Source organism: Parvibaculum sedimenti, assembly GCF_009184905.1.
Taxonomy (GTDB): Bacteria; Pseudomonadota; Alphaproteobacteria; order Parvibaculales; family Parvibaculaceae; genus Parvibaculum; species Parvibaculum sedimenti.
Genome location: NZ_WESC01000010.1, coordinates 70,152 through 89,810, shown reverse-complemented (window position 1 = coordinate 89,810; position 19,659 = coordinate 70,152). Strand labels below are relative to the sequence as shown.

The window sequence follows — 19,659 nt, the reverse complement described above, 5'->3', positions numbered from 1 at the left end:
CGATCAGGCGATCTCCAGAACCATATAGGCGGCGTCGTCTCCATAGGTGGCGAGCTTCACCGCCAGCGCCGCGTCGGCCTCGAAGACGCGGAAGCCCTGCGCCTGCCAGTAGCCGCGGGAATTGTTCACCGAGACGAGCGCTATGCGGCCGAGATTGGCCTGTTGCGCCGCAGTCTTCAGCCGGTCGAGCAGCGAACGGCCGAGGCCGAGCCCGCGCGACGCCTCGGTGAGCGCGATGTCATGCAGGAACAGACAATTCGCGTCTTCGGGCAGGCTGCCGAGCATGCTGTCGAGCGCCGGCGGCTTGCCGACCACCGAAGGATGCGAGATCGCATAGCCGAGGAGTCGGTCTTTTGCGTATGCGACGAAGCTGCCGGCCGGGAAGAGCGAAAGCCGCTCCTTCACCGTTTCAATATCCTCGGGATAGGCGGGATGGACGATTTCGCCGATCCTGTGGACCTCGCGGACATCGTCCGGCGTCATCTGGCGCCACTCTGAAACCAGCGTAAGCACGGGTAGACCTGAAGATTGTGAATGCAAGATTGTGAATGCGCCGGGGCTAAAGCCCCTGACGGCGCAGACCTATACATCGTTTATGAAAAATCGCCAGTGGCGCACCGTCGCAGGAGTGGCGCACCGTCAGTTCTTCATCATGGCCGAGACAAGTTTCGGCACATTGTTGCGGAACATGGCAGGGTAAGTGGGCGCCGGGCCGCCTGGCTTCGACAGCGCATCGGAATAGAGTTCTCCGCCCATGACCGCGCCCGTTTCCCGGGCGATCATCTGGATAAGGCGCGGATCGGTCATGTTCTCGATGAAGAGCGCCTTGATCTTCTCGCGCTTGATCTGGTCGATGAGGCCTGCGAGCGCGCCCGCGCTTGGCTCTGCTTCGGTGCTGAGGCCTTCGGGCGCCCTGAAGGTGACGCCATAGGCCGCGCCGAAATAGCCGAAGGCATCATGCGTCGTGATGACCATGCGCTTCTGCTGCGGCACGGAGCTGATTTCGTCATGCGTCCAGCGGTCGAGATCGGCAATTTCCTTGGAGAGCGTAGCGGCATTCGCCTCGAATGTGGCGGCGTTCTCCGGCGAGGCGGCCTTCAGCATGGCGGCGACGTTGTGGACATAGATCGCGCCGTTGGCGAGATCCTGCCAGGCATGGGGATCTGGGATGGTGTGGCCATCTTCTACCATTTCGCGGGGAACGATGCCTTTGCTCGCGACTGCGATGGGGCCCTTGTAGCCCGAGGCGGCGACGAGCTTGTCCATCCACGTTTCGAAATGCAGCCCGTTGACGACGACGAGGTCGGCATGGGCGAGCGCCTTTGCGTCCTTCGGGCTCGGCTCGAATGTGTGCGCGTCGCCATCGGGGCCGACCAGCACGGTGAGCGAAATCTTGTCGCCGCCCACGCGGGCGACGATGTCGCCGAGAACGCTGAAACTCGCCACGACATTCAGCTCGTGCGCCGTAGCGGGCGTGGCAGCGAGCGAGAGCAGGATCGCGGCAAGAGCGAAAATCTTCTTCACTGTGGGCCTCCGCTTCAATTGTGGAAATGAGCGCCGGGGAAGTAGCGATTGCGCAGGCTTCCGTGGCGGCCGAGGATGATCGAGAAGCTGTAGAACGCGCCCGCCGTCAGGATGATGGCGGGGCCGGAGGGCAGGTTGAAATTGTAGGAGACGAGAAGTCCCACCCAGCCCGATACGAAGGCGATGAGCGACGAGAGCGCCGCGAGTGACCAGACGGCGCTCGCCCAGAAACGCGCTGCGGCGGCTGGCAGCATCATCAAGCCGACGGCCATCAGCGTGCCAAGCGCCTGGAAGCCGGCGACGAGGTTCAGCACTACGAGGACCAGGAAGATGATGTGGTAGAGCGAGCCGCCGCCCGCTGCCGCGCGCAGGAAACCCGGATCGAAACATTCGACGACAAGCGGGCGATAGATGATGGCGAGGACGACGAGGCTCAGCGTCGAGATGGCGGCGACGAGCATCAGCGCCTGATCGTCTACCGAAAGAATGCTGCCGAAGAGGACATGCAGCAGGTCGACGTTCGAGCCGCGCGTCGAGACGATGAGAACGCCGAGCGCGAGGCTGATGAGATAGAAGCCTGCGAGGCTCGCATCCTCGCGCAGCGACGTTGCGCGGCTGACCAGCCCCGCAAGCAGCGCGACGGCGAGGCCGACGATGAGCCCGCCGGCCGACATGGCCCAGAGCGAAAGGCCTGCGACCAGAAAGCCGATCGCCGCGCCGGGGAGGATCGCATGGCTCATCGCGTCGCCCATCAGGCTCATGCGTCGCAGAACGAGGAAAGTACCAATGGGTCCCGATCCGAGCGCCAGCGCGAGGCAGGCAACAAGGGCGCGGCGCATGAAGCCGTAATCGGCGAAGGGCGCGATGAGTGTGGCGTAGATACTCATGCCGCGTGCCCCGTCGCGTGATTGTGATTGTTTGTCCATCCCTGGGCGATGGCACGGGCGCGGCGCAACGCTTCGTCGGTCAGCACTTGCGATGTGGCGCCCCAGCCGATGAGTTCACGCGCCATGAGCAGCGTTTGCGGGAAGTGCTGGCGCACCTGCTCCATGTCGTGCAGCACCGCGATGACAGTGCGGCCTTCCTCATGCCAATGGTGGATGATGGCGAGAAGGTCGGCGGTGGTGCGCTCGTCAATTGCGGCGAAGGGCTCGTCGAGCAGGATGACGGCTGAGTCCTGGAGCAGGAGCCGCGCGAAGAGCACGCGCTGGAACTGCCCGGCGGAAAGTGCCGCAATAGGGTGGTGGCCGAAGCCTTCGAGGCCCACATGCGCCAGTGCGTCGGCGATGCGCTTCCAGCCCTTCGGCTTGATTGAGCCCCAGAGGCCGATCTCGTTCCAGAGGCCGAGCGCCACTGTGTCCGCCACGTTGATGGGGAAACTGCGGTCGATTTCCGCCTGTTGCGGCAAATAGGCGATGGCGCGGCGCCCGAGCCCGTGGCGTTCGACGCGGCCGGTGCTCGGATTCATCAGCCCGACGATGGTCTTGATGAGCGTTGATTTGCCGGCGCCGTTCGGCCCGACAACGGCGGTGAGGCTTCCGCGCGCGAAACTGCCACTTACGTGATGGACGGCAGGCTGGCGGTCATAGGCGACCGTCAGGTCTATAACGTCGATGATGCCGCCCATCAGTTTGCCCACCAGACGGCGAGCCAAAGAAAACCCGAGGCGCAAAGCGCCACGATGAGCCTCAGCCAAAGGCTCGCGCCAAGCGCCGAGAAGCTGGGGGAGGGGATATCCGCGTCGTGACTCTGCATGATGGAGCTTCATGTCGATGTAATATTATAACATCGCGAAACTAGGCCGAAACGATCCGGCGTGCAAGTGAACGTCCCGTCATGCACGCCGACGATGTATGATCGGAAACTCTCTCGGCATTCGGGTGTTCCTTGCGTCTTCATTCTTCCGCTCTCCATTATTTCGACGTTGTCCGGCGCTGCCGCTCGATCCGCGAGGCGGCGCGGCAGCTCAATGTCGCCTCCTCCGCCGTGAACCGGCAGATCCTTCGGCTTGAGGAGGAGATCGGCATGCCGCTCTTCGAGCGCTTGCCCGGTGGGTTGAAGCTGACTGCGGCGGGCGAGGTGTTGAGCCGCCACGTCATTGAGGTGCTTCAGGATGCCGAGCGCACACGCTCCGAACTCGAGGCGTTGAAGGGCGTTCGCATCGGCCATGTGGAAATCGCCGCCGTCGAAGGGCTCGCCACGGACTTTCTGCCCACCGTGATCGAAAAACTGAACAAGCAATATCCCAACATTACGATCGGCATTACCAGCATGGGGTCGGGCGCCATTGCGGAGGCGGTGGCCGAGGGCGAGGCGGATATCGGCATCGCCTTCGATCTGCCGCATGACAGGGCGCTCAGACAGGTAGCGGTAGGACGCTTCGTTCTCGGCGCGGTCATGCCGCGCAACCACCCGCTTAAAAAACACAAGACGGTGAGCTTTTCCGAATGCAGCGCCTATCCGGCGCTTCTGGCAAAGCCCGACCTCTCGATCTACCGCGCCCTCGAACCCTTGATGGCGCGTTCGGCGCCAGTGCGAAAGACGGTCGTGTCGAATTCGATCGCGCTGACGAAGCGGCTTGCGGAATTGGGTGTCGGCATCGCCTTTCAGACTCGCTTCGGCATCGAGGGCGAATTGCGCGACAAACGCTTCCTGCACATTCCGCTCGTTCATGCCAAGCGGTTCGTGCTGAGCGATCTCGGCATTTATGCGCGCGCCGGGCGCTCGTTGCCGGTTGCGGCGGATGTCTTGCTTCGGCTCCTGGCCGAGGAACTGGCTGCTCGCGCCGAGGCGGACCCCGCCTATAAGCGCTGATGCCGTTTTGGCATCAAGCTGTCCTTTTTTCTCTGCTTTTGGCATCGCTTGACCGGACGTAGGCTCATAGCCGGTTCCAGTCTTTTCGTGAGTGCCACCATGTTGACGGTCGAAATCGACGCTCCCGCGCTTCCCATTGTTGACGCTTCCGAACTCGCTTCGGCGGATGACGCGGTTCGCGCCGCCGCCATTGCGAAGCTGAAATCGGCATGCGTGGACAAGGGCTTTCTCTACCTTGTCGGCCACGGTGTGCCGCAGGAGCTGATCGACCGGACCTTCGACTATGCGAAGCAGTTCTTCGCCAAGCCGATGGAAGAGAAGATGGCGCTCGACGTGGCGCACTCGCTGACGCAGAACCGCGGCTATGAAGTGCCCGGCCTTCAGACGCTCGATCCCGGCACGCTTCCCGACCTCAAGGAAAGCTTCCTGATGGGCGTCGACTATCCGCTGGATCATCCCTGCGTCGTGGCCGGACAGTATAATCGCGGGCCGAACCAGTGGCCCGAGGGTCTTCCGGGCTTCAAGGAGACGATAAGCGCCTATGCCGACGAGATGGAGCGGCTGGCGCGTCTGTTGATGAGTGGCATCGCCCAGACGCTCGGATTGCCCGAAGATTTCTTCGACGACTTCAATCGCGATCCCGTGAGCGTGCAGCGCCTTCTCTATTACCCGCCGCAGCCCGTTGCGGCGCGCGAGGGGGAAATCGGCTGCGGCGCACATACGGATTTCGGCGGCGTGACGCTGCTCATGCAGGATGATTCCGGCGGCTTGCAGGTAAAGGATCCTGTGCGCGGCTGGGTGGATGCACCGCCGATCCCCGGAAGTTTCGTGGTGAACCTCGGCGACATGATCGCGCGCTGGACCAATGACCGCTATCGCTCGAACCTGCATCGCGTCATCAACAAGTCGGGCAAGGCGCGTTATTCGCTGCCCTATTTCTTCGACGGCCATCCCGATTATGTGGTCGATTGCCTGCCAGGCTGCGCCGACGAGGCGAATCCCTCGAAATATCTTCCCATCACGGTCGAGCAGCATCTGCGCGATTGCTTCGCGGCGACCTACTGAAATGGAGCATCATCTCGTCCTGATCCATGGCGCCTGGCAGGGTAGCTGGGCCTGGAATCTGGTGCGGCCCTATCTTGAAGCCGCGGGTTTCGAGGTTCATGCGGTCGACTTGCCCATGGTGCCGCCTTCACCCACCGAGGGGATTTCGCTCGATCTCTATGCGGCACAGGTCAGCGACGTTCTCCGCTCGCTCGATGCGCCTGCCTTCGTCGTCGGCCATAGCGGCGGCGCGACGGTCGCCTGTCAGGTGGCCGAGAACGATCCCGACCGGGTGCGTGGCCTCATCCTGATCGCGGGCATTACTCCGCCGGATGGAAAGAGCTTCAGCGACATTACGGCGGAGCTAGGCGAGGAACGCGGCATCGACGGCATCTGGCCGTTTCTCGTCTGGAACGAGGGGCGCACGGTCTGCGCGGTGTCGAAGCAGGGTGCGCGCGAAATCTTCTATCACGATGCGCCCGTCGATCTCGCGGACTGGGCCTTCACGCAACTCGTGCCGCAGCCTCTGGGCGGTCTTGTTCTGACGCCGCACCTGACGGATGAGCGCTTTGGCCGGGTGCCGCGTCTTTACGTCGAGGCGCTGGGCGACCGTTCCGTTTTGCTGGTGGCGCAGCGCCGGATGCAGGAACTTTTGCCCGGTGCGCGCGTCGCAAAGCTCGAAACGGGCCATGCGCCCTTGCTCTCTGCGCCCGCGGAAGTCGCAAGGATCATCATCGAGGAAGTCGAGAGCGCAACGGCTGCGGCCTGACGGTTCTACCGGCCTTCACGGCGCCAGGCGAGGGCCAATGCGCCGAGGATCAGAATGAGCGCGATGGGTCCGGAGAGCAGCGGCACCTGACGCACGGCGTTGACGAGATATTGATCGTTGCGCTTGAGGCCGATCCAGTTGTCGCCCGCCGCGTCATGATCAGGACGCACACCACGCACCTGCGGCGTGTCGGCGGCATTCTCACCGACCCAGTAGGTGCCGCCGCCCGTCGCGTTTGCGATGGGCTTCAGGATAGCGTCGGTCGCCCGCACATCTGCGAATTCCTTCGGATTGAGCGGGCCTGCCGCCGTCACCGCATTGAGCCCCTCTTGCGCCACGCGATAAAGGCCGAGTTCCTTCGCCGGCATCCGGCCTTCGAAGCGGCCCGGCGCTGTCTTTTCTAGCGGAAGCTCCACGACCTTGCCCGATGGCAGCGTCACTTCCGCAGGCGATGTCGCGTCGGCCATGGTGCGGCGCTTGACGGCGAGCGTGGCGCCTTCCATCGAGGCGGCAAGGTTTTCCTCCTCGAGGTCCGGCTCCTTCATCAGCCAGTGGGCGAGGCGGCGCAACAGTTCCGCCTGCGGTCCGCCGCCTTCGTAGCCGCGCGACCATAGCCATATCTGATCGGAGAGAAGCTGCGCGACGCGGCCCTTGCCCGCATGGTCGAGCACCATCAGCGGGCGGCCGCCCGGCGCGCTCATCAGCACTTCACCGCGATCGACCTTGCTGTCGATGACGCGGAACCAGCGGCCCCATTTCGGCGAAGGGCCGTCCGCGCCGGGAAGATCGGCGGTGACGGGATGCTTGCGCCCCGTCTCCGTCACTTCCGGCCTGAAGCCGCCAAGCGTCACCTCGCCCGTCGGCTGCGCTGGCAGGACGGCGGCAAGCGGTGTGCGATAAAGCGAGTAGGGCGACGCGAAGGCAGGGCCTGCCGCGTCGAGCACGGCGCCGCCGTCTTCGACATAACGCGCGATGTTCGACAGATATTCGAGCGGCAGAATGCCCTGACGCTTGAAGCGGTCGAAGATAATCAGATCGAACTCATCGAGCTTGTCGACGAACAACTCGCGCGTCGGAAAGGCGATAAGCGAGAGCTCGTTGATCGGCGTGTTGTCCTGCTTTTCTGGCGGCCTGAGAATCGTGAAGTGAACGAGATCGACAGAGGGGTCGGCCTTGAGGAGGTTGCGCCATGTGCGCTCGCCGGGATGCGGCTCGCCCGAGATCAGCAACACGCGCAGCCGGTCGCGAATGCCGTTGGCGACGACGACTGCGCGGTTGTTGAGCAGCGTCAGCTCGTCGGTGCCCGGCGCCGCGTCAATTTCGATGACGTTCGGTCCGCCATGTTTCAACGACAGGGTGACTTCTGTCTTTTGGCCGATGACGACATCTGTCCTCATCATTTCCTTGCCATCGACCGAGATGGTGACGGGCGCTTCGGCCTTGCCCTGTCCCTCGGCGCCCGTGTCGTCGACGCGGAAGGCGAGCTTCATCGGCTCGTCGACGATTCCGAAGCGCGGCGCTTCGAGAATAGTGAGGCGGCGGTCTTTCTCGTTCTTGCGTCCGACGATGAGGCTGTGGACCGGCGCGTCGAAGCCAAGTGCTTTTGCGTTCTTCGGCGCGTCATGAACCTCGCCGTCGGTAATGATGATTGCGCCCGCGACGCGCTCGCGCGGCACATCGGAAAGCGCCTGCTCCAGCGCTGCGAAGGCGCGCGTACCTTCGCCGCTTTCATCCGTGCCCTCGGAGCCGCCTTCGACATAGACGACGCGCGTGTCGATGCCCTTGATCGATTTGAGATCGGCCTCGACACGGGCGAGCGCGGCCTGAGCTTCCTGGGGCCGCGCGCCGATATTCATGCTGTCGCTGCGGTCGACGACGATGGCCGCCACATCAGGAACGGGTTGCCGGTCTTCCTGTCGCATCGTCGGGTTGACGAGGGCGATGAGTGTGATGGCGAGCGCGGCAGCACGCCAGGGCGCGCCCCGCGCGCGGCGATAGGCGGAGTAGAGAAGGACGGCAATACCTGTCATGGCGAGCGCCAGAATGAGCGCTGGCGGCACGGAGGGTTCGAAAATGATGTCCCAGCCAGCCATGTGCTAACGCCCCATCCGTTCGAGAAGGGCAGGCACATGGACCTGATCGGACTTGTAGTTGCCGGTCAGCGCATACATCACGAGGTTGACGCCGAAACGCTCGGCCATTTCGCGCTGCATTTCGCCGCCCGGCTGGCAGGGAAACATCGGACGGCCGTTCGCGTCACGCGCCCAGGCGGCGGCGTAGTCGTTCGAGCCGACGAGGATGGGAGAGACGCCGTCATTGGCGCTGCCGCCGTTACTCGTCTCGATCCATATCTGGCCGCCATCCATGCGTCCCGGAAAGCTCTGCAGAATGTAGAAGGACTTCCGCAGCACATGGCTTTCCGGCACCGGTTGCAGGGGCGGCAGGTCGAGACGGCCGAGGAGGCGGCGCAACGTCTCGGTGCCGGGGCCAGGCAGGCCGCCGACCGAGCGATCCTGATCGCGCGTGTCGAAGAGAATGGTGCCGCCATTCTTCATGTAGAGGTCGATGCGCGTCAATGTTTCGGCGGAGAGGTTTTCCTGGCCTGACGTCATCGGCCAGTAGAGCACGGGGAAGAAGGAAAGCTCGTCATGCGCGATGTCGACGCCCATGGCATCGCCCGGCTCGAAGGAGGTGCGCTGACGCAGGACCTCGGTCAGGCCCCGCAACCCGGCCTCGCTTACATCGTCCACCGTCCTGTCACCTGTGATGACATAGGCGAGATGCGTGTCCGTCGTCGCCTTGAGCGCGAAGGCGTCGGCATCGTCGGCCGCGCGGGCGGGCAGGGGATGCAGAAGCGCCAACCCGCCGATGGCGAGCAAGAGCGCGGGCGCCATCATGCGCCGCCCGCGCCGTCGGATCGGCGTCGTGTCGAAAAGCCCGGTCACATAGAGCGCGGCAATGCCGTCGGCGATGATAAGCGCAACGGCGAGGGCGAGAGCCAAAGGACGAAGCCGCGTTTCGCGCGTCTCGGCGAAGGGATGGCGCGAGGCGCCGCCTGCAAGCGAGCCGATGGGTTCGAGTTTCAGCCCGTCGCGCCCGAGATTGAAGGCGCGCGGGGCGTCGGCGGGTCCGTAGAGGCCCGGCGGATGGTGCGGACCTGCCGGCGTATCGTCGACATTGGCGGCGGGAAGAGATGTCGCCGTTGCGGGCGGTATGCCAAGGCGACCGAAGCCGTCCAGCGTGTGGACAGGGGCAAGCGTCACATCCGTGGCGTCATTGTCTTCCGCCGCGACACCCTGCGACAGGCCGATCACGCGGCGAAGCATGTCGACGAACAGGCCTGAAAGCGGCAGGTTTGACCATTCGCTGTTCGCCGTCACATGGAAGAGAACGATCATGCCCTTGCCGCGCCGCGTCGCGGTGACAAGCGGCGTGCCATCCGCGAGCCGCGCCCATGTGTGAGCGGCGAGGTCGAGCGTCGGCTCGGCAAGCACCTGTTGAGAGACGGTGACATCGTCCGGCGTCGCAAGACCGTAAAAGGGGCTGCCTGCCTCGAAGGGCGCGAGGTGCTGCGGGTTCGTCCATGAGAGCGCGCCGCCAAGCGCGCGCCCGCCGGTTCTCAGTGGAACGGGAACGAGATCGTCGCTCGCGCCCGCGAGATGCGGCCCTGCGAAGCGCAGCAGTACGCCGCCCTGATCGATCCAGCTTGCAATGGCATTGTGATCGGAGCCAATGAGATTGCCGAGATCGGACAGCACCAGCACGGAAAGCGGCTTCGAGAGGAGATCGGCGATTTCGCTTTTCGCGCCACGATCGGCGGCGGCGTGGCGGATTTCGGCGAAGGGGTCGAGTGCGCGCTGGAGATAATAGAGGTCGGAGAGAAGCGGCTGCGCCTCCTCGATGGGTGCCCCCGAGACGAGGCCGACAGTGCGCCGGCGCCAACGCTCGTCGATGAGGCTCACCGCGCCCGCCGAGGTTTCGCCTGCAATTTCCAAACGGCTGACGCGGTTGCGCAGCTCGATGGGCAGATCGAATTTTGCCGTGGCCTTGCGCTCGCCAATCTCGAATTTGAAAGGCGCTTCGCCCAGCAATCCGCCATCCGCTTCGAGCGCACGCACCGCGCCGGTTGCGGGCGCCGTCGCGTCGGCGCGGATGACGCTCGCTACAAATTCGTCTCCCTCGACCGAAGGCGGCAGTAGCGCGAGAGCGAGGTCACTGGCGCGCGGCTCCACGACTTCAAGGCCACGATTGCCTGCGAGTTTCGAAAGCCCGGCGGAGAAGTCCGAAGCCTTGCCATTGTCGATGCCATCGGACAGCCAGATCGTCTGTACGCCGTCTGTGGGAATCGGGGCGGCGGCTTCGAGGCGCTGGAGCAGCGCCATGCGATCGGTCGCATAAGGTTCCGGCCGCAGCGCTCGGGCCTGTGCTGCAGCGTCGTCGGGCGATTTGAACACCATGCCCGACGACGAGGGCGAAGGAGCCGTGCCGACGACGAGCACAGTCCGGTCGTTGCGCCGCGCATCGGCGATGAGAGCGTCCATCGCATTCACGCGGTCGCGCCAGCGTGTCGCGGAGGTCCAGCCATTGTCGACGACGATGAGAAGCGGCCCGGAGCCCGCGACACGGGGCGCGGGGTTCCACATTGGATCGGCTATGGCGAAGACAACGACCGCCGCGAGCACGAGCCGCAGGAGCAGCAGCCAGAGCGGCGTGTGGGCCGGTGTTTCTTCCTCATGCGCGAGACCGACGAGCAGGCGGATCGCCGGAAAGCGCACACGCTTCGGCAGCGGCGGGCTGATCCTGAGCAGCCACCAGATCGCTGGAAGCGCGGCGAGGCCCAGAAGCACCCAGGGGCTGGCAAAAGCGAGAGCGCCGAGTTGAAGCATGAGGGCTCAGGCTCCCGGACGCGGCGGCTTGCGGGCATCTTTTGCGCCGGACAAAGCGACGTAGAGCGCGAGGAGCGCCGTATGCGGCGCGCGGTCGGTGCGATGCGTGGCGAAGGTGAAGTCGACGCGCCGGGCAGCTTCGATGATGCGGTCGCGGTGAAGGTTGAGCCGCGCGTGATAGGCCTTGCGCAGCCGCTCGGCGCGGCCGGTCATCAGCCGCAGATTTTCCTCGATTCCTTCGAACTCGGTTCGCCCATTGAAAGGCAGGTCTTCTTCCGCCGGATCGAGTATCTGGATCATGTGCCCGCGAATGCCTTCCGCGGCATAGCCCTTGATGCTGGCGACGATATCTTCGACCGGCGAGAGAAAATCGCTGATGAGGACCACCTGCGCGTAGCGCGGCAGGTGCTCGAGGGGCGGAAGGCTCGATGCTGCCGCGCCATCGGCGGGCTTATCGATCAGCGCATGGGCCATGCGCCGCTGCGCCGTGCGGCCCGTCGTCGGGGCAAAGCCGCCGCCGAGCGGCGCGACGTTCTCGCCGCCCTGAATGAGGAGCGATGTCAGCGCCAGCGCGAGGACTGTTGCGCGGTCTTTCTTCGTCGGCACCTGATTGTCGGAGGCATAATCCATGGAGGGCGAGGCATCGCGCCATATCCAGACGCTTTCGGCCGCCGACCATTCGGCCTCGCGCACGAAGAGGTGGCGCGAGCGCGCGGAATGGCGCCAGTCCACCGAGGCGGCGGTGTCACCCTCGCGGAAACGGCGGAACTGCCAGAAGCTTTCGCCCATGCCGGTGCGGCGGCGTCCATGAACGCCCTGTGCCACGGTGCTTGCCACATGCTCCGCTTCCGCGACAAGCGGCGGAAAGGCTTCGGCCAGCGCCTCGGCCTGTTCGCGCAGGGCGGTCGCCGCCGGGTTTGCCGCGAGCGGGAAGGGAAGCCGCATGGGCGTGGTTCCCTCAGATGTTGCGGCAGAGGCGGTCGATCACGCCGCTGACGGTGACGCCTTCCGCGCGGGCCGAGAAGTTGAGGGCCATGCGGTGGCGGAGAACCGGCGCAGCGAGCGCCTTCACATCCTCGATCGAGGGCGAGAAGCGCCCGTCGATGAGGGCGCGGGCGCGTACGGCCAGCATCAGAGCCTGGCTCGCGCGGGGGCCGGGGCCCCAGGCGACATGGCGCTCGACTTCCTCCGACGCGCCTTCCTCGGGCCGCGCCGCGCGAACGAGTTCGAGGATAGCGTTGACGACCTTCTCCCCCACGGGCACTCGACGCACGAGGCGCTGCGCGGCGCGGAGATCTTCCACCGTCATGGCCGGGCGCACGGTCACGTCTTCAAGACCCGTCGTCGCCAGCAGCATACGCCGTTCGGCTTCAAGGTCGGGATAAAGCACATCGATCTGCATGAGGAAGCGGTCGAGCTGCGCTTCGGGGAGCGGATAGGTGCCTTCCTGCTCCAGCGGGTTCTGCGTCGCCAGCACATGGAAGGGCGAGGGGAGTTCGTAACGGACACCCGCCACCGTCACCTGCTTTTCCTGCATGGCCTGCAGGAGCGCGGACTGGGTGCGTGGGGAGGCGCGGTTGATTTCGTCCGCCATCAGGAGCTGGCAGAAGACCGGGCCCTTGATGAAGCGGAAGCTGCGATGGCCGCGTTCCGTCTCTTCCAGCACCTCGGAACCCAGAATATCGGCGGGCATGAGGTCCGGCGTGAACTGGACGCGCTTGTCGTCGAGCCCCAGAACCACGCCCATGGTATGGACCAGCAGGGTTTTGGCGAGGCCCGGCACACCGACAAGCAGCGCGTGGCCGCCTGCCAGCACCGTCACCAGCGTTTGGTCTATGACCTGTTCCTGGCCGTAGATGACTTCGGCAATGGCCGCGCGGGCCGCCGCGATCTTGACGCCGGCGGCTTCGATTTCCTGGACGGCGCTGCCGTCCGCTTCACTGAGTGTCTGCATTGACCTAAGTATAGAGTGAGCCGGTCCCATTCAGAAGTGAAAGGGGCGGAAGCCGCATTAGCCCGACCATTCGCGGTGGGTTTCGTGACGATATTATGGCCGGATTGATCAGTTTGGCATCAGGGATAGTTGTTTGATGGGTTCGCCGGAAGATAAAGGGGCCAGGGAGCGCACCGCCGCTCCGTCAGGGCTGCTAGCCGCCGCCGAGTCGGAGGGGAAGAAGGCGCGCGGCCTACCGCCCGTTCACCTCTGGAATCCGGAGTTTTGTGGCGATATCGACATGCGAATCGCCCGCGACGGCACCTGGTTCTACATGGGGACACCCATCGGCCGCGAAAGACTGGTCCGCCTCTTCTCGACCATCCTGCGCCATGACGAGGACGGAAAATATTATCTTGTCACTCCCGTCGAGAAGGTCGGCATCAAGGTCGATGACGCGCCTTTCCTCGCCGTTGCCATGTCGGGGGAGGGGACGGCCCGCGACCAGACACTGACCTTCACCACCAATGTGGGCGATGTGACGGTGGCGGGGGCGGAACATCCGATTCGATTCGTGGTCGACACGGAAACGGGCGAACCCGCCCCTTACGTGCACGTAAGGGCAAGGCTCGAAGCGCTGATCAACCGCGCGGTCTTCTACGATCTCGTGGAGCTTGGGACGGAAGAGGAGCATGAGGGCAAGCGCTGGTTCGGCATCTGGTCGGGCGGCGTCTTCTTTCCCTTCATGCCGGTAGAGGAGATGGCTTTTTGAAGCTGCCCGTCATGGACCATTACCGCGACCGCATTATTGCCCGGGTGGACCGGATGTCGCCGACGCTCGAAACCCTGCTTGCGCCGCGCATGACGCTGGCGGCGAATGGGCGTCTGCGTGGCGACCATGACATGAACCCGGACGATGACGACGACACGCCTGTCATCACGCTTCGTGCCGCCGCCGTGCTCGTGCCCATCGTGGAGCATGCAAACGGGCCGACTGTGCTGCTGACGCGGCGATCCGACAATCTGGGCAATCACGCCGGTCAGGTGGCCTTTCCCGGCGGCAAGATCGAGCCGGGGGAAACGCCCAGGGAGGCGGCGTTGCGCGAGGCGGATGAGGAAGTGGGGCTCAAATCCTCATTCGTCGAGGTGGCCGGTTTTCTCGACAGCTATGAGACGGGCACCGGCTTCCGCATCCTGCCGGTGGTCGGATTCGTCCGGCCCGGCTTCACGCTGACCGTGCAGGACGCCGAGGTGGCGGAAGTCTTCGAGGTGCCGCTCTCGTTTCTGATGAACCCGGAGAATCACGAACGGCACAGCGCCACATGGCGGGGAAAGAAGCGCGAATATTACGCCATGCCTTATAATGGCCATTACATATGGGGCGCGACCGCTGGAATGCTGAAGAACATGTACGACCGGATTTTCGCCGGCGAATAAGAGTTGAGGGGATACGCCATGAGTGCCGAGAAGGAGCTTGCCCGCGCCAGCTGGCTGAATGAAGCGGACACGCGCGCCGTCATGGAGACATTGGCGTCGGATGGCGGTACGGCACGCTTCGTCGGCGGCTGCGTTCGCAACGCGCTGTTGGGCGAGCCGGTTCTCGACATCGACATTGCCACCAATGAAACGCCGGAGCGCGCCAGCGTGCTGCTCACCGCGAAAGGCATCAAGGTTGTGCCGACCGGCATCGCCCATGGCACGGTGACCGCGGTGACGCCGACGCGGCATTTCGAGATCACCACGCTGCGCGTCGATGTGAAGTCGCATGGCCGCCATGCGGACGTCGCCTTCACCGAGGATTGGCAGGCCGATGCCGAGCGTCGTGACTTCACGATGAACGCGCTCTATGCCGATGCCGACGGCACGGTTCACGATCCGCTGGGGCAGGGCCGCGCGGACCTCAAGGCGCGTCGCGTGCGCTTCATCGGTGACGCGGATGCGCGTATCCGTGAGGATTATCTGCGTATCCTGCGCTTCTTCCGCATTCATGCCTGGTATGGCGTAGGCGAACCCGACAGCACAGGACTCAAGGCGTGCGCCGATCTGCGCGAGGGGTTGCGCCAGCTTTCCGGCGAGCGCGTGCGCGACGAACTTCTGAAGACGGCGGCGGCCGACAATGCGGGCGCAGCTTTCCGCCAGATGGCGGCGGCGGGCATTCTCTCCGTCGTGCTGCCGGAAGCCTCGCGCCTCGACCGCTTCGAAAAGCTCGTCGACATCGAGGCGAACCAGCTCTTCACGGTGACGCCGATCCTGCGCCTTGCCTCCATGCTCGATCTCGACGAGACGGGCGTTGCGGTGCTGGCCGAGCGTTTGCGTCTGTCGAACAAGGATCGCGATCGCGTTTCAAAAGCGCTCAACGACAAGACGAAGATCGTTTCCTATCTCTCCATGCGCGAACTCCATCGCGCGCTCTATCTGATGGGGTCGGAACTCTTCAAAGACCGTGTCATGCTCGGCTGGGCAAATGATCGCAAAGGACACAACGCCTTCCAGTGGCGCGCGCTGCTCGCCATGGCCGATAGCTGGACGAAGCCGGAATTCCCGCTGACGGGCGCGATGATCAAGGCGGCAGGTGTACCCGAAGGGCCGGAAATCGGCCGCGTCTGGCGCGAGGTCGAGGAGTGGTGGATCGACGCCGATTTCACCGACGACGAGTTCTCGATCATAGAACGGCTGAAGGCCGTGGTGCAGGCGACGATTTACTGAGTTTGTGCCAGCAGTTCCTGAGCTGACGGTTTCTTCAGTGATGAGAGTTGTGATAATTGTCCCGTGGGCTGATTTTCAACCTTTGGGGGGCAATATGAAAAAACTTCTCTCTGTAGTGAGTATCGTTGCTACGTGTTTTGTTCTTGCTGGCTGTTCGACGATGACACCGTCAACCTATGCTGTAAACGCCGACAACAATGTTGCGTTGCGCAAGCTGGCTGGCGCCAGAGTCAATGTCTCAAACATGGTCGATGCAAGTAATTTCAGTGCGAACTGCCGGTTGATGGGGCCTATTGAGGCATCCAACAAGCGCAGCATTGCGCAATTCGTGCAGGATTCATTCAACGATGAGCTCAAGTTTGCGGATGTCTATGGCACAAACGTGGCCCTTGACGCCCGCTTGGATCACGCTGAATTTTCGTCGACTTCCGGCCTGACCAACGGTTGGTGGGACTTAGCGGCAACGCTCAAGAATCCGAAGACGGGCGCATCTCTCTCGGCGCAGAGCAGGTATGAGTTTCCCAGCGGATTCGACGCTGCAACTGCCTGCACCCAAACCGCACAGGCTCTTACACCGGCGGTACAGGGTCTCATCAAGAACGCGGTCACGAACCCGGAATTTTCAAACCTTGTCAGCAAATGAGAATAACAGAGCCGGCTTTTCCGAATGGGAAAGCCGGCTTTGCCGCTCATTGCAGTTTGTGGGGCGATATCAAACCGGCGCGACCTGGGACTTCGGCAACAAGCACCTTAGAACATAAACGCCGTCACCGTCAGCAGCACGGCCACGGGAACGCACATCACCTCACCGAAATGCCAGATCGCGGCGAGGCGCGGATTGGAATCGATTTGAACGAGCATGGTGCTCTCCCTTGCTGGAGTCGGGGACAATAGAGCGCGAGTCGTTCTTACACGCCTTGATCTGACGCAATGTCGCAGGCTTCCCCGAGCAGAGGGCAGAATTGGGCCGGAAGTCGCGATTTTGACCCCGATCAATGCCGCGAATCCGCCTGAAGGCGAGTTTGCTGCATCGACTTCCGGGAAGATCAGCCGCGACAAAGCGACCGATTGCCCGCCGTGTAAATCAGGATAGCGTCCCGCCATGCGTGCCGATCTCATTGAAAGATACGACCTCCGGGTGCCGCGTTACACCTCCTACCCGACGGCGCCCCATTTCGGCCCCGGCGTCGATGGCGCGCGCTATGAGCGCTGGCTCGGCGAACTCGATCCCGCGACGCCTCTCTCGCTCTATCTCCATGTCGCCTATTGCGCGGAGATGTGCTGGTTCTGCGGTTGCCACACCAAGGCGACGAAGCGCTATGCGCCGGTGGCGAGCTATCTCGACGCGCTGCTTGCCGAAATCGAACTCGTCGCCTCGAAACTCCCCGCCCGAATGGCGTTCCGACACATCCATTTCGGCGGCGGCAGCCCGACGGTTCTGAAACCGGAAGACTTCACCCGCATGGTCGAGAAGCTGCGCGCGAATTTCGACATGCTGCCGGGTGCCGAGATTGCCGTCGAGCTCGACCCGCGTACGGCTGACGAGAACTATGTGATCGCCATGGCGAGGGCGGGTGTCACGCGCGCCTCCATCGGCGTGCAGGACTTCAACCCCGTCGTGCAGAAGGCGATCAACCGCATTCAGCCCTTCGAGGTAACGGAGCGCGTCATCCTCTGGCTGCGCAAGCATGGCGTCGATGCGATCAACATGGACCTCTGCTACGGGCTCCCGCATCAGACGGTTGAAAGCGTGGTCGAGACGGTGGAACGCGGCGCGTCGCTGCGCCCCGCGCGCATCGCGCTTTTCGGCTACGCGCATGTGCCATGGATGAAGACGCATCAGAAGCTCATCCCCGAAGAGGCTTTGCCCGGCATGGCGGAACGCTGGCGGCAATATGAGGCGGCGTCCGCGCGGCTTCAGGAGCTAGGCTACGTCGCCATCGGCCTCGATCATTTCGCCCTGCCTGACGATGAGCTCACGCTCGCGCAGAAGAAGGGCGAACTGCATCGCAATTTTCAGGGCTACACGACCGACAGCGCGCCCGCGCTGATCGGCTTCGGCGCGTCGGCCATTGGCTCTTTGCCGCAGGGCTATGTTGCGAATGAAATCGCCATCGACCGCTACAGGGAGATGGTGCATGCGGGAAAGCTGCCGATCACGCGCGGCATCGCCATCGACGCGGACGATGAACTTCGCCGCGCGATTATCGAGCGGCTGATGTGCGACATGGGCGTCGATCTCGACCACATCGCTGCCCTTTATGGCAAGACCGGTGCGAGCTTCGAGCCGGAGCTCGAAGCGATGGCCGGCCTCGAAGCCGATGGCATCGTCAGACGCGAAGGACATCGCCTTGTCGTCACGGAAGAGGGTAAGCCGCTCGTCCGCGCCGCCTGCGCCGTCTTCGACCGCTATCTCATGGCGGGCGAAGCGCGTCATTCAAAAGCGGTCTGATTGCCTTCCAAATTTCGATATGTTTCCATACGGATCAATGCCGTTTACATACGGCGTTACTTTCGGCGTAAGTACATATAAGTACACACAAATACATAAAGCACCTCTGTCTGAAATTTAATTCGACAGCTATCAGAAAGCGGAAGAGTTTAGCCCCGCCGATGATGTCTTGTTCTATGTGAACAGGTTTATTCGCATCGGCGATGTAAGGGCGCCGGGGCGCGATAGTTGTTTATCTGAGGAGCATCCATTTTGCCGGAAGCTGCAATGACGTTCGCGCAAAGCGACGTAACGACTCGTGCTGTCTCGACGATGCGTGAATATCGCGACATCGGAGACTGGATGGGTGGCGGCGATGCACTCCATGAGGTGCAGACTGTCGCAAGCCTCCCTTCACCCACCTTCCGCGAAAAGGGCAAGACCTATGTGTCCTTCAGCACCAACAACTATCTGGGTCTGGCCGACAGTCCGCGCCTCGTCGCGGCAGCGCGCAAAGGCCTCGATCTCTACGGCGTCGGCAATTGCGAGTCACGGTTGCTCGGTGGAAATCTCGATGTCTATGTCGAACTGGAAGCGAAGCTCGCGGCGCTGAAGAAGAAGGAAACGTCGCTGATCTTCGCGACGGGCTACCTCACGAATCTCGGCGTGCTCTCCTCGCTCGTGAAGCCCGCGCAATCCGCGCGCATCTATGGCTTCCGGCCGCAGTGCAAATTCAACTACGCCTATTTCTCCGACGAATACAATCACCTGAGCATTCGCGAGGGCATCCGGCTTTCCGAAGTCCAGAAGTTCAACTATCGCCACCGCGACATGAACCATCTGGAATCGTTGCTCGGCAAATCCGACGCCGAGGGCAAGATCATCGTCAGCGATGGTGTCTTCAGCCAGGATGGCGACATAGCACCGTTGCCGGAATTGCTGGACCTCGCCGATCGCTACGATGCGATGGTCTATATCGACGATGCGCATGGCACAGGCGTGCTCGGGGCCCATGGCAGCGGCACGTCGGAACATTTCGGCGTGACGAGCCCGCGGCTCATCCAGATGGGCACGCTGAGCAAGGCCTATGGTGCGATCGGCGGCTTCATCGCAACGGAAAGCTATATCGGAGACATCCTCCGCCTGAGCTGCTCGGCCTATTCCTTCACCTCGACGCTCCCGCCCGATCAGGCGCTCGCTTGCATCGAAGCCATCGACATGGTCCGCGACGAGCCGGAACGTCGGGCGCGCATGTGGGCGAATCAGCAATATTTCCTCTCGTTGATGGACAAGCTTCCCTACCGCGTCCTGTCGCGCACCACGCCCATCGTCCCGGTGTTCATCGGCGACGAAAGGCTCTGCGATCGCTTCGCCGGCCTGCTCAAGGATGCGGGCATCCATGTCGACGCCGTGAAGTTTCCGGCGGTCGGCATTCGCAAGGCGCGGCTCCGGGTGATGCTCAATGCGGGCCACACGCGCGAGCAGATCGGGCGTCTTGCTGGCGTTCTGGAAGAAAACCAGGGCCTGCTCGCAGGCTGAGCACCGCGCGATC

General features: G+C 63.3%; 17 protein-coding genes. 9 read left to right on the top strand and 8 right to left on the bottom strand.

Annotated features, from left to right (window positions below):
- Window positions 1-3: 3 nt before the first annotated feature.
- The 4 genes from F2P47_RS12245 to F2P47_RS12230 all read right to left on the bottom strand — a co-directional run bounded on the left by F2P47_RS12245 (window position 4) and on the right by F2P47_RS12230 (window position 3,151).
- Window positions 4-483, bottom strand: a complete 480-nt coding sequence (locus F2P47_RS12245) for a GNAT family N-acetyltransferase (RefSeq protein WP_152216654.1) — start codon at window positions 481-483, stop codon at window positions 4-6.
- 156 nt (window positions 484-639) lie between these two features.
- Window positions 640-1,524: a metal ABC transporter substrate-binding protein gene (locus tag F2P47_RS12240; protein ID WP_152216653.1), complete on the bottom strand. Its 885-nt coding sequence runs from the start codon at window positions 1,522-1,524 to the stop codon at window positions 640-642.
- Between the two features lie 14 nt (window positions 1,525-1,538).
- Complete coding sequence (locus F2P47_RS12235) at window positions 1,539-2,411, bottom strand: metal ABC transporter permease (protein WP_152216652.1); 873 nt, start codon at window positions 2,409-2,411, stop codon at window positions 1,539-1,541.
- Window positions 2,408-3,151: a metal ABC transporter ATP-binding protein gene (locus F2P47_RS12230; RefSeq protein WP_152216716.1), complete on the bottom strand. Its 744-nt coding sequence runs from the start codon at window positions 3,149-3,151 to the stop codon at window positions 2,408-2,410. Before F2P47_RS12230 ends, F2P47_RS12235 begins: the two co-directional genes overlap by 4 nt.
- A gap of 260 nt (window positions 3,152-3,411) precedes the next feature.
- Between F2P47_RS12230 and F2P47_RS12225 the strand changes: the two genes are divergently transcribed.
- The 3 genes from F2P47_RS12225 (at window position 3,412) to F2P47_RS12215 (ending at window position 6,151) form a co-directional block, all read left to right on the top strand.
- Window positions 3,412-4,338: a LysR family transcriptional regulator gene (locus F2P47_RS12225; RefSeq protein WP_152216651.1), complete on the top strand. Its 927-nt coding sequence runs from the start codon at window positions 3,412-3,414 to the stop codon at window positions 4,336-4,338.
- Between the two features lie 99 nt (window positions 4,339-4,437).
- Window positions 4,438-5,403, top strand: a complete 966-nt coding sequence (locus F2P47_RS12220; RefSeq protein WP_152216650.1) for an isopenicillin N synthase family dioxygenase — start codon at window positions 4,438-4,440, stop codon at window positions 5,401-5,403.
- A gap of 1 nt (window position 5,404) precedes the next feature.
- Window positions 5,405-6,151 (top strand): alpha/beta fold hydrolase, encoded by a 747-nt coding sequence (locus tag F2P47_RS12215; protein WP_185681088.1) that lies wholly within the window; start codon window positions 5,405-5,407, stop codon window positions 6,149-6,151.
- 5 nt (window positions 6,152-6,156) lie between these two features.
- Here F2P47_RS12215 and F2P47_RS12210 read toward each other — a convergent pair whose 3' ends face one another.
- Genes F2P47_RS12210 through F2P47_RS12195 form a run of 4 tightly spaced genes read right to left on the bottom strand, consistent with a single transcriptional unit; the run spans window position 6,157 to window position 12,991 of the window.
- Complete coding sequence (locus tag F2P47_RS12210; protein WP_152216648.1) at window positions 6,157-8,244, bottom strand: hypothetical protein; 2,088 nt, start codon at window positions 8,242-8,244, stop codon at window positions 6,157-6,159.
- Window positions 8,245-8,247: 3 nt separating this feature from the next.
- Window positions 8,248-11,037, bottom strand: coding sequence for a DUF4159 domain-containing protein (locus F2P47_RS12205; protein WP_152216647.1), 2,790 nt, complete (start codon window positions 11,035-11,037; stop codon window positions 8,248-8,250).
- Window positions 11,038-11,043: 6 nt separating this feature from the next.
- Window positions 11,044-11,982: a DUF58 domain-containing protein gene (locus tag F2P47_RS12200; protein ID WP_152216646.1), complete on the bottom strand. Its 939-nt coding sequence runs from the start codon at window positions 11,980-11,982 to the stop codon at window positions 11,044-11,046.
- 13 nt (window positions 11,983-11,995) lie between these two features.
- Window positions 11,996-12,991: an AAA family ATPase gene (locus F2P47_RS12195; protein ID WP_152216645.1), complete on the bottom strand. Its 996-nt coding sequence runs from the start codon at window positions 12,989-12,991 to the stop codon at window positions 11,996-11,998.
- A 136-nt stretch (window positions 12,992-13,127) separates the two neighbouring features.
- Here F2P47_RS12195 and F2P47_RS12190 point away from each other — a divergent pair, with 136 nt between their 5' ends.
- The 6 genes from F2P47_RS12190 to F2P47_RS12165 all read left to right on the top strand — a co-directional run bounded on the left by F2P47_RS12190 (window position 13,128) and on the right by F2P47_RS12165 (window position 19,646).
- Window positions 13,128-13,742, top strand: a complete 615-nt coding sequence (locus F2P47_RS12190) for a DUF1285 domain-containing protein (RefSeq protein ID WP_152216644.1) — start codon at window positions 13,128-13,130, stop codon at window positions 13,740-13,742.
- Window positions 13,739-14,407 (top strand): CoA pyrophosphatase, encoded by a 669-nt coding sequence (locus tag F2P47_RS12185; RefSeq protein ID WP_246176867.1) that lies wholly within the window; start codon window positions 13,739-13,741, stop codon window positions 14,405-14,407. The genes F2P47_RS12190 and F2P47_RS12185 overlap by 4 nt, the downstream gene beginning before the upstream one ends.
- Window positions 14,408-14,425: 18 nt before the next feature.
- Entirely contained in the window at window positions 14,426-15,676 is a 1,251-nt protein-coding gene (locus F2P47_RS12180) for a CCA tRNA nucleotidyltransferase (RefSeq protein WP_152216643.1), read from the top strand.
- 94 nt (window positions 15,677-15,770) lie between these two features.
- Window positions 15,771-16,319 carry a putative periplasmic lipoprotein gene (locus tag F2P47_RS12175; protein WP_152216642.1) on the top strand — a complete coding sequence of 183 codons (549 nt, stop codon included), beginning with the start codon at window positions 15,771-15,773 and terminating at the stop codon, window positions 16,317-16,319.
- 459 nt (window positions 16,320-16,778) lie between these two features.
- A complete protein-coding gene (gene hemN, locus F2P47_RS12170; RefSeq protein WP_152216641.1) occupies window positions 16,779-18,128 on the top strand; it encodes an oxygen-independent coproporphyrinogen III oxidase in 1,350 nt (449 codons plus the stop codon).
- 267 nt (window positions 18,129-18,395) lie between these two features.
- Entirely contained in the window at window positions 18,396-19,646 is a 1,251-nt protein-coding gene (locus tag F2P47_RS12165; protein ID WP_204886662.1) for an aminotransferase class I/II-fold pyridoxal phosphate-dependent enzyme, read from the top strand.
- Window positions 19,647-19,659: the final 13 nt, after the last annotated feature.

Coding starts and splice junctions, on each gene's coding strand:
- F2P47_RS12215 (WP_185681088.1), top strand. CDS start 5,405: ATGGAGCATCATCTCGTCCTGATCCATGGCGCCTGGCAGGGTAGCTGG.
- F2P47_RS12230 (WP_152216716.1), bottom strand. CDS start 3,151: ATGGGCGGCATCATCGACGTTATAGACCTGACGGTCGCCTATGACCGC.
- F2P47_RS12200 (WP_152216646.1), bottom strand. CDS start 11,982: ATGCGGCTTCCCTTCCCGCTCGCGGCAAACCCGGCGGCGACCGCCCTG.
- F2P47_RS12190 (WP_152216644.1), top strand. CDS start 13,128: ATGGGTTCGCCGGAAGATAAAGGGGCCAGGGAGCGCACCGCCGCTCCG.
- F2P47_RS12205 (WP_152216647.1), bottom strand. CDS start 11,037: ATGCTTCAACTCGGCGCTCTCGCTTTTGCCAGCCCCTGGGTGCTTCTG.
- F2P47_RS12210 (WP_152216648.1), bottom strand. CDS start 8,244: ATGGCTGGCTGGGACATCATTTTCGAACCCTCCGTGCCGCCAGCGCTC.
- F2P47_RS12180 (WP_152216643.1), top strand. CDS start 14,426: ATGAGTGCCGAGAAGGAGCTTGCCCGCGCCAGCTGGCTGAATGAAGCG.
- F2P47_RS12165 (WP_204886662.1), top strand. CDS start 18,396: ATGACGTTCGCGCAAAGCGACGTAACGACTCGTGCTGTCTCGACGATG.
- F2P47_RS12235 (WP_152216652.1), bottom strand. CDS start 2,411: ATGAGTATCTACGCCACACTCATCGCGCCCTTCGCCGATTACGGCTTC.
- F2P47_RS12245 (WP_152216654.1), bottom strand. CDS start 483: ATGACGCCGGACGATGTCCGCGAGGTCCACAGGATCGGCGAAATCGTC.
- hemN (WP_152216641.1), top strand. CDS start 16,779: ATGCGTGCCGATCTCATTGAAAGATACGACCTCCGGGTGCCGCGTTAC.
- F2P47_RS12175 (WP_152216642.1), top strand. CDS start 15,771: ATGAAAAAACTTCTCTCTGTAGTGAGTATCGTTGCTACGTGTTTTGTT.
- F2P47_RS12195 (WP_152216645.1), bottom strand. CDS start 12,991: ATGCAGACACTCAGTGAAGCGGACGGCAGCGCCGTCCAGGAAATCGAA.
- F2P47_RS12220 (WP_152216650.1), top strand. CDS start 4,438: ATGTTGACGGTCGAAATCGACGCTCCCGCGCTTCCCATTGTTGACGCT.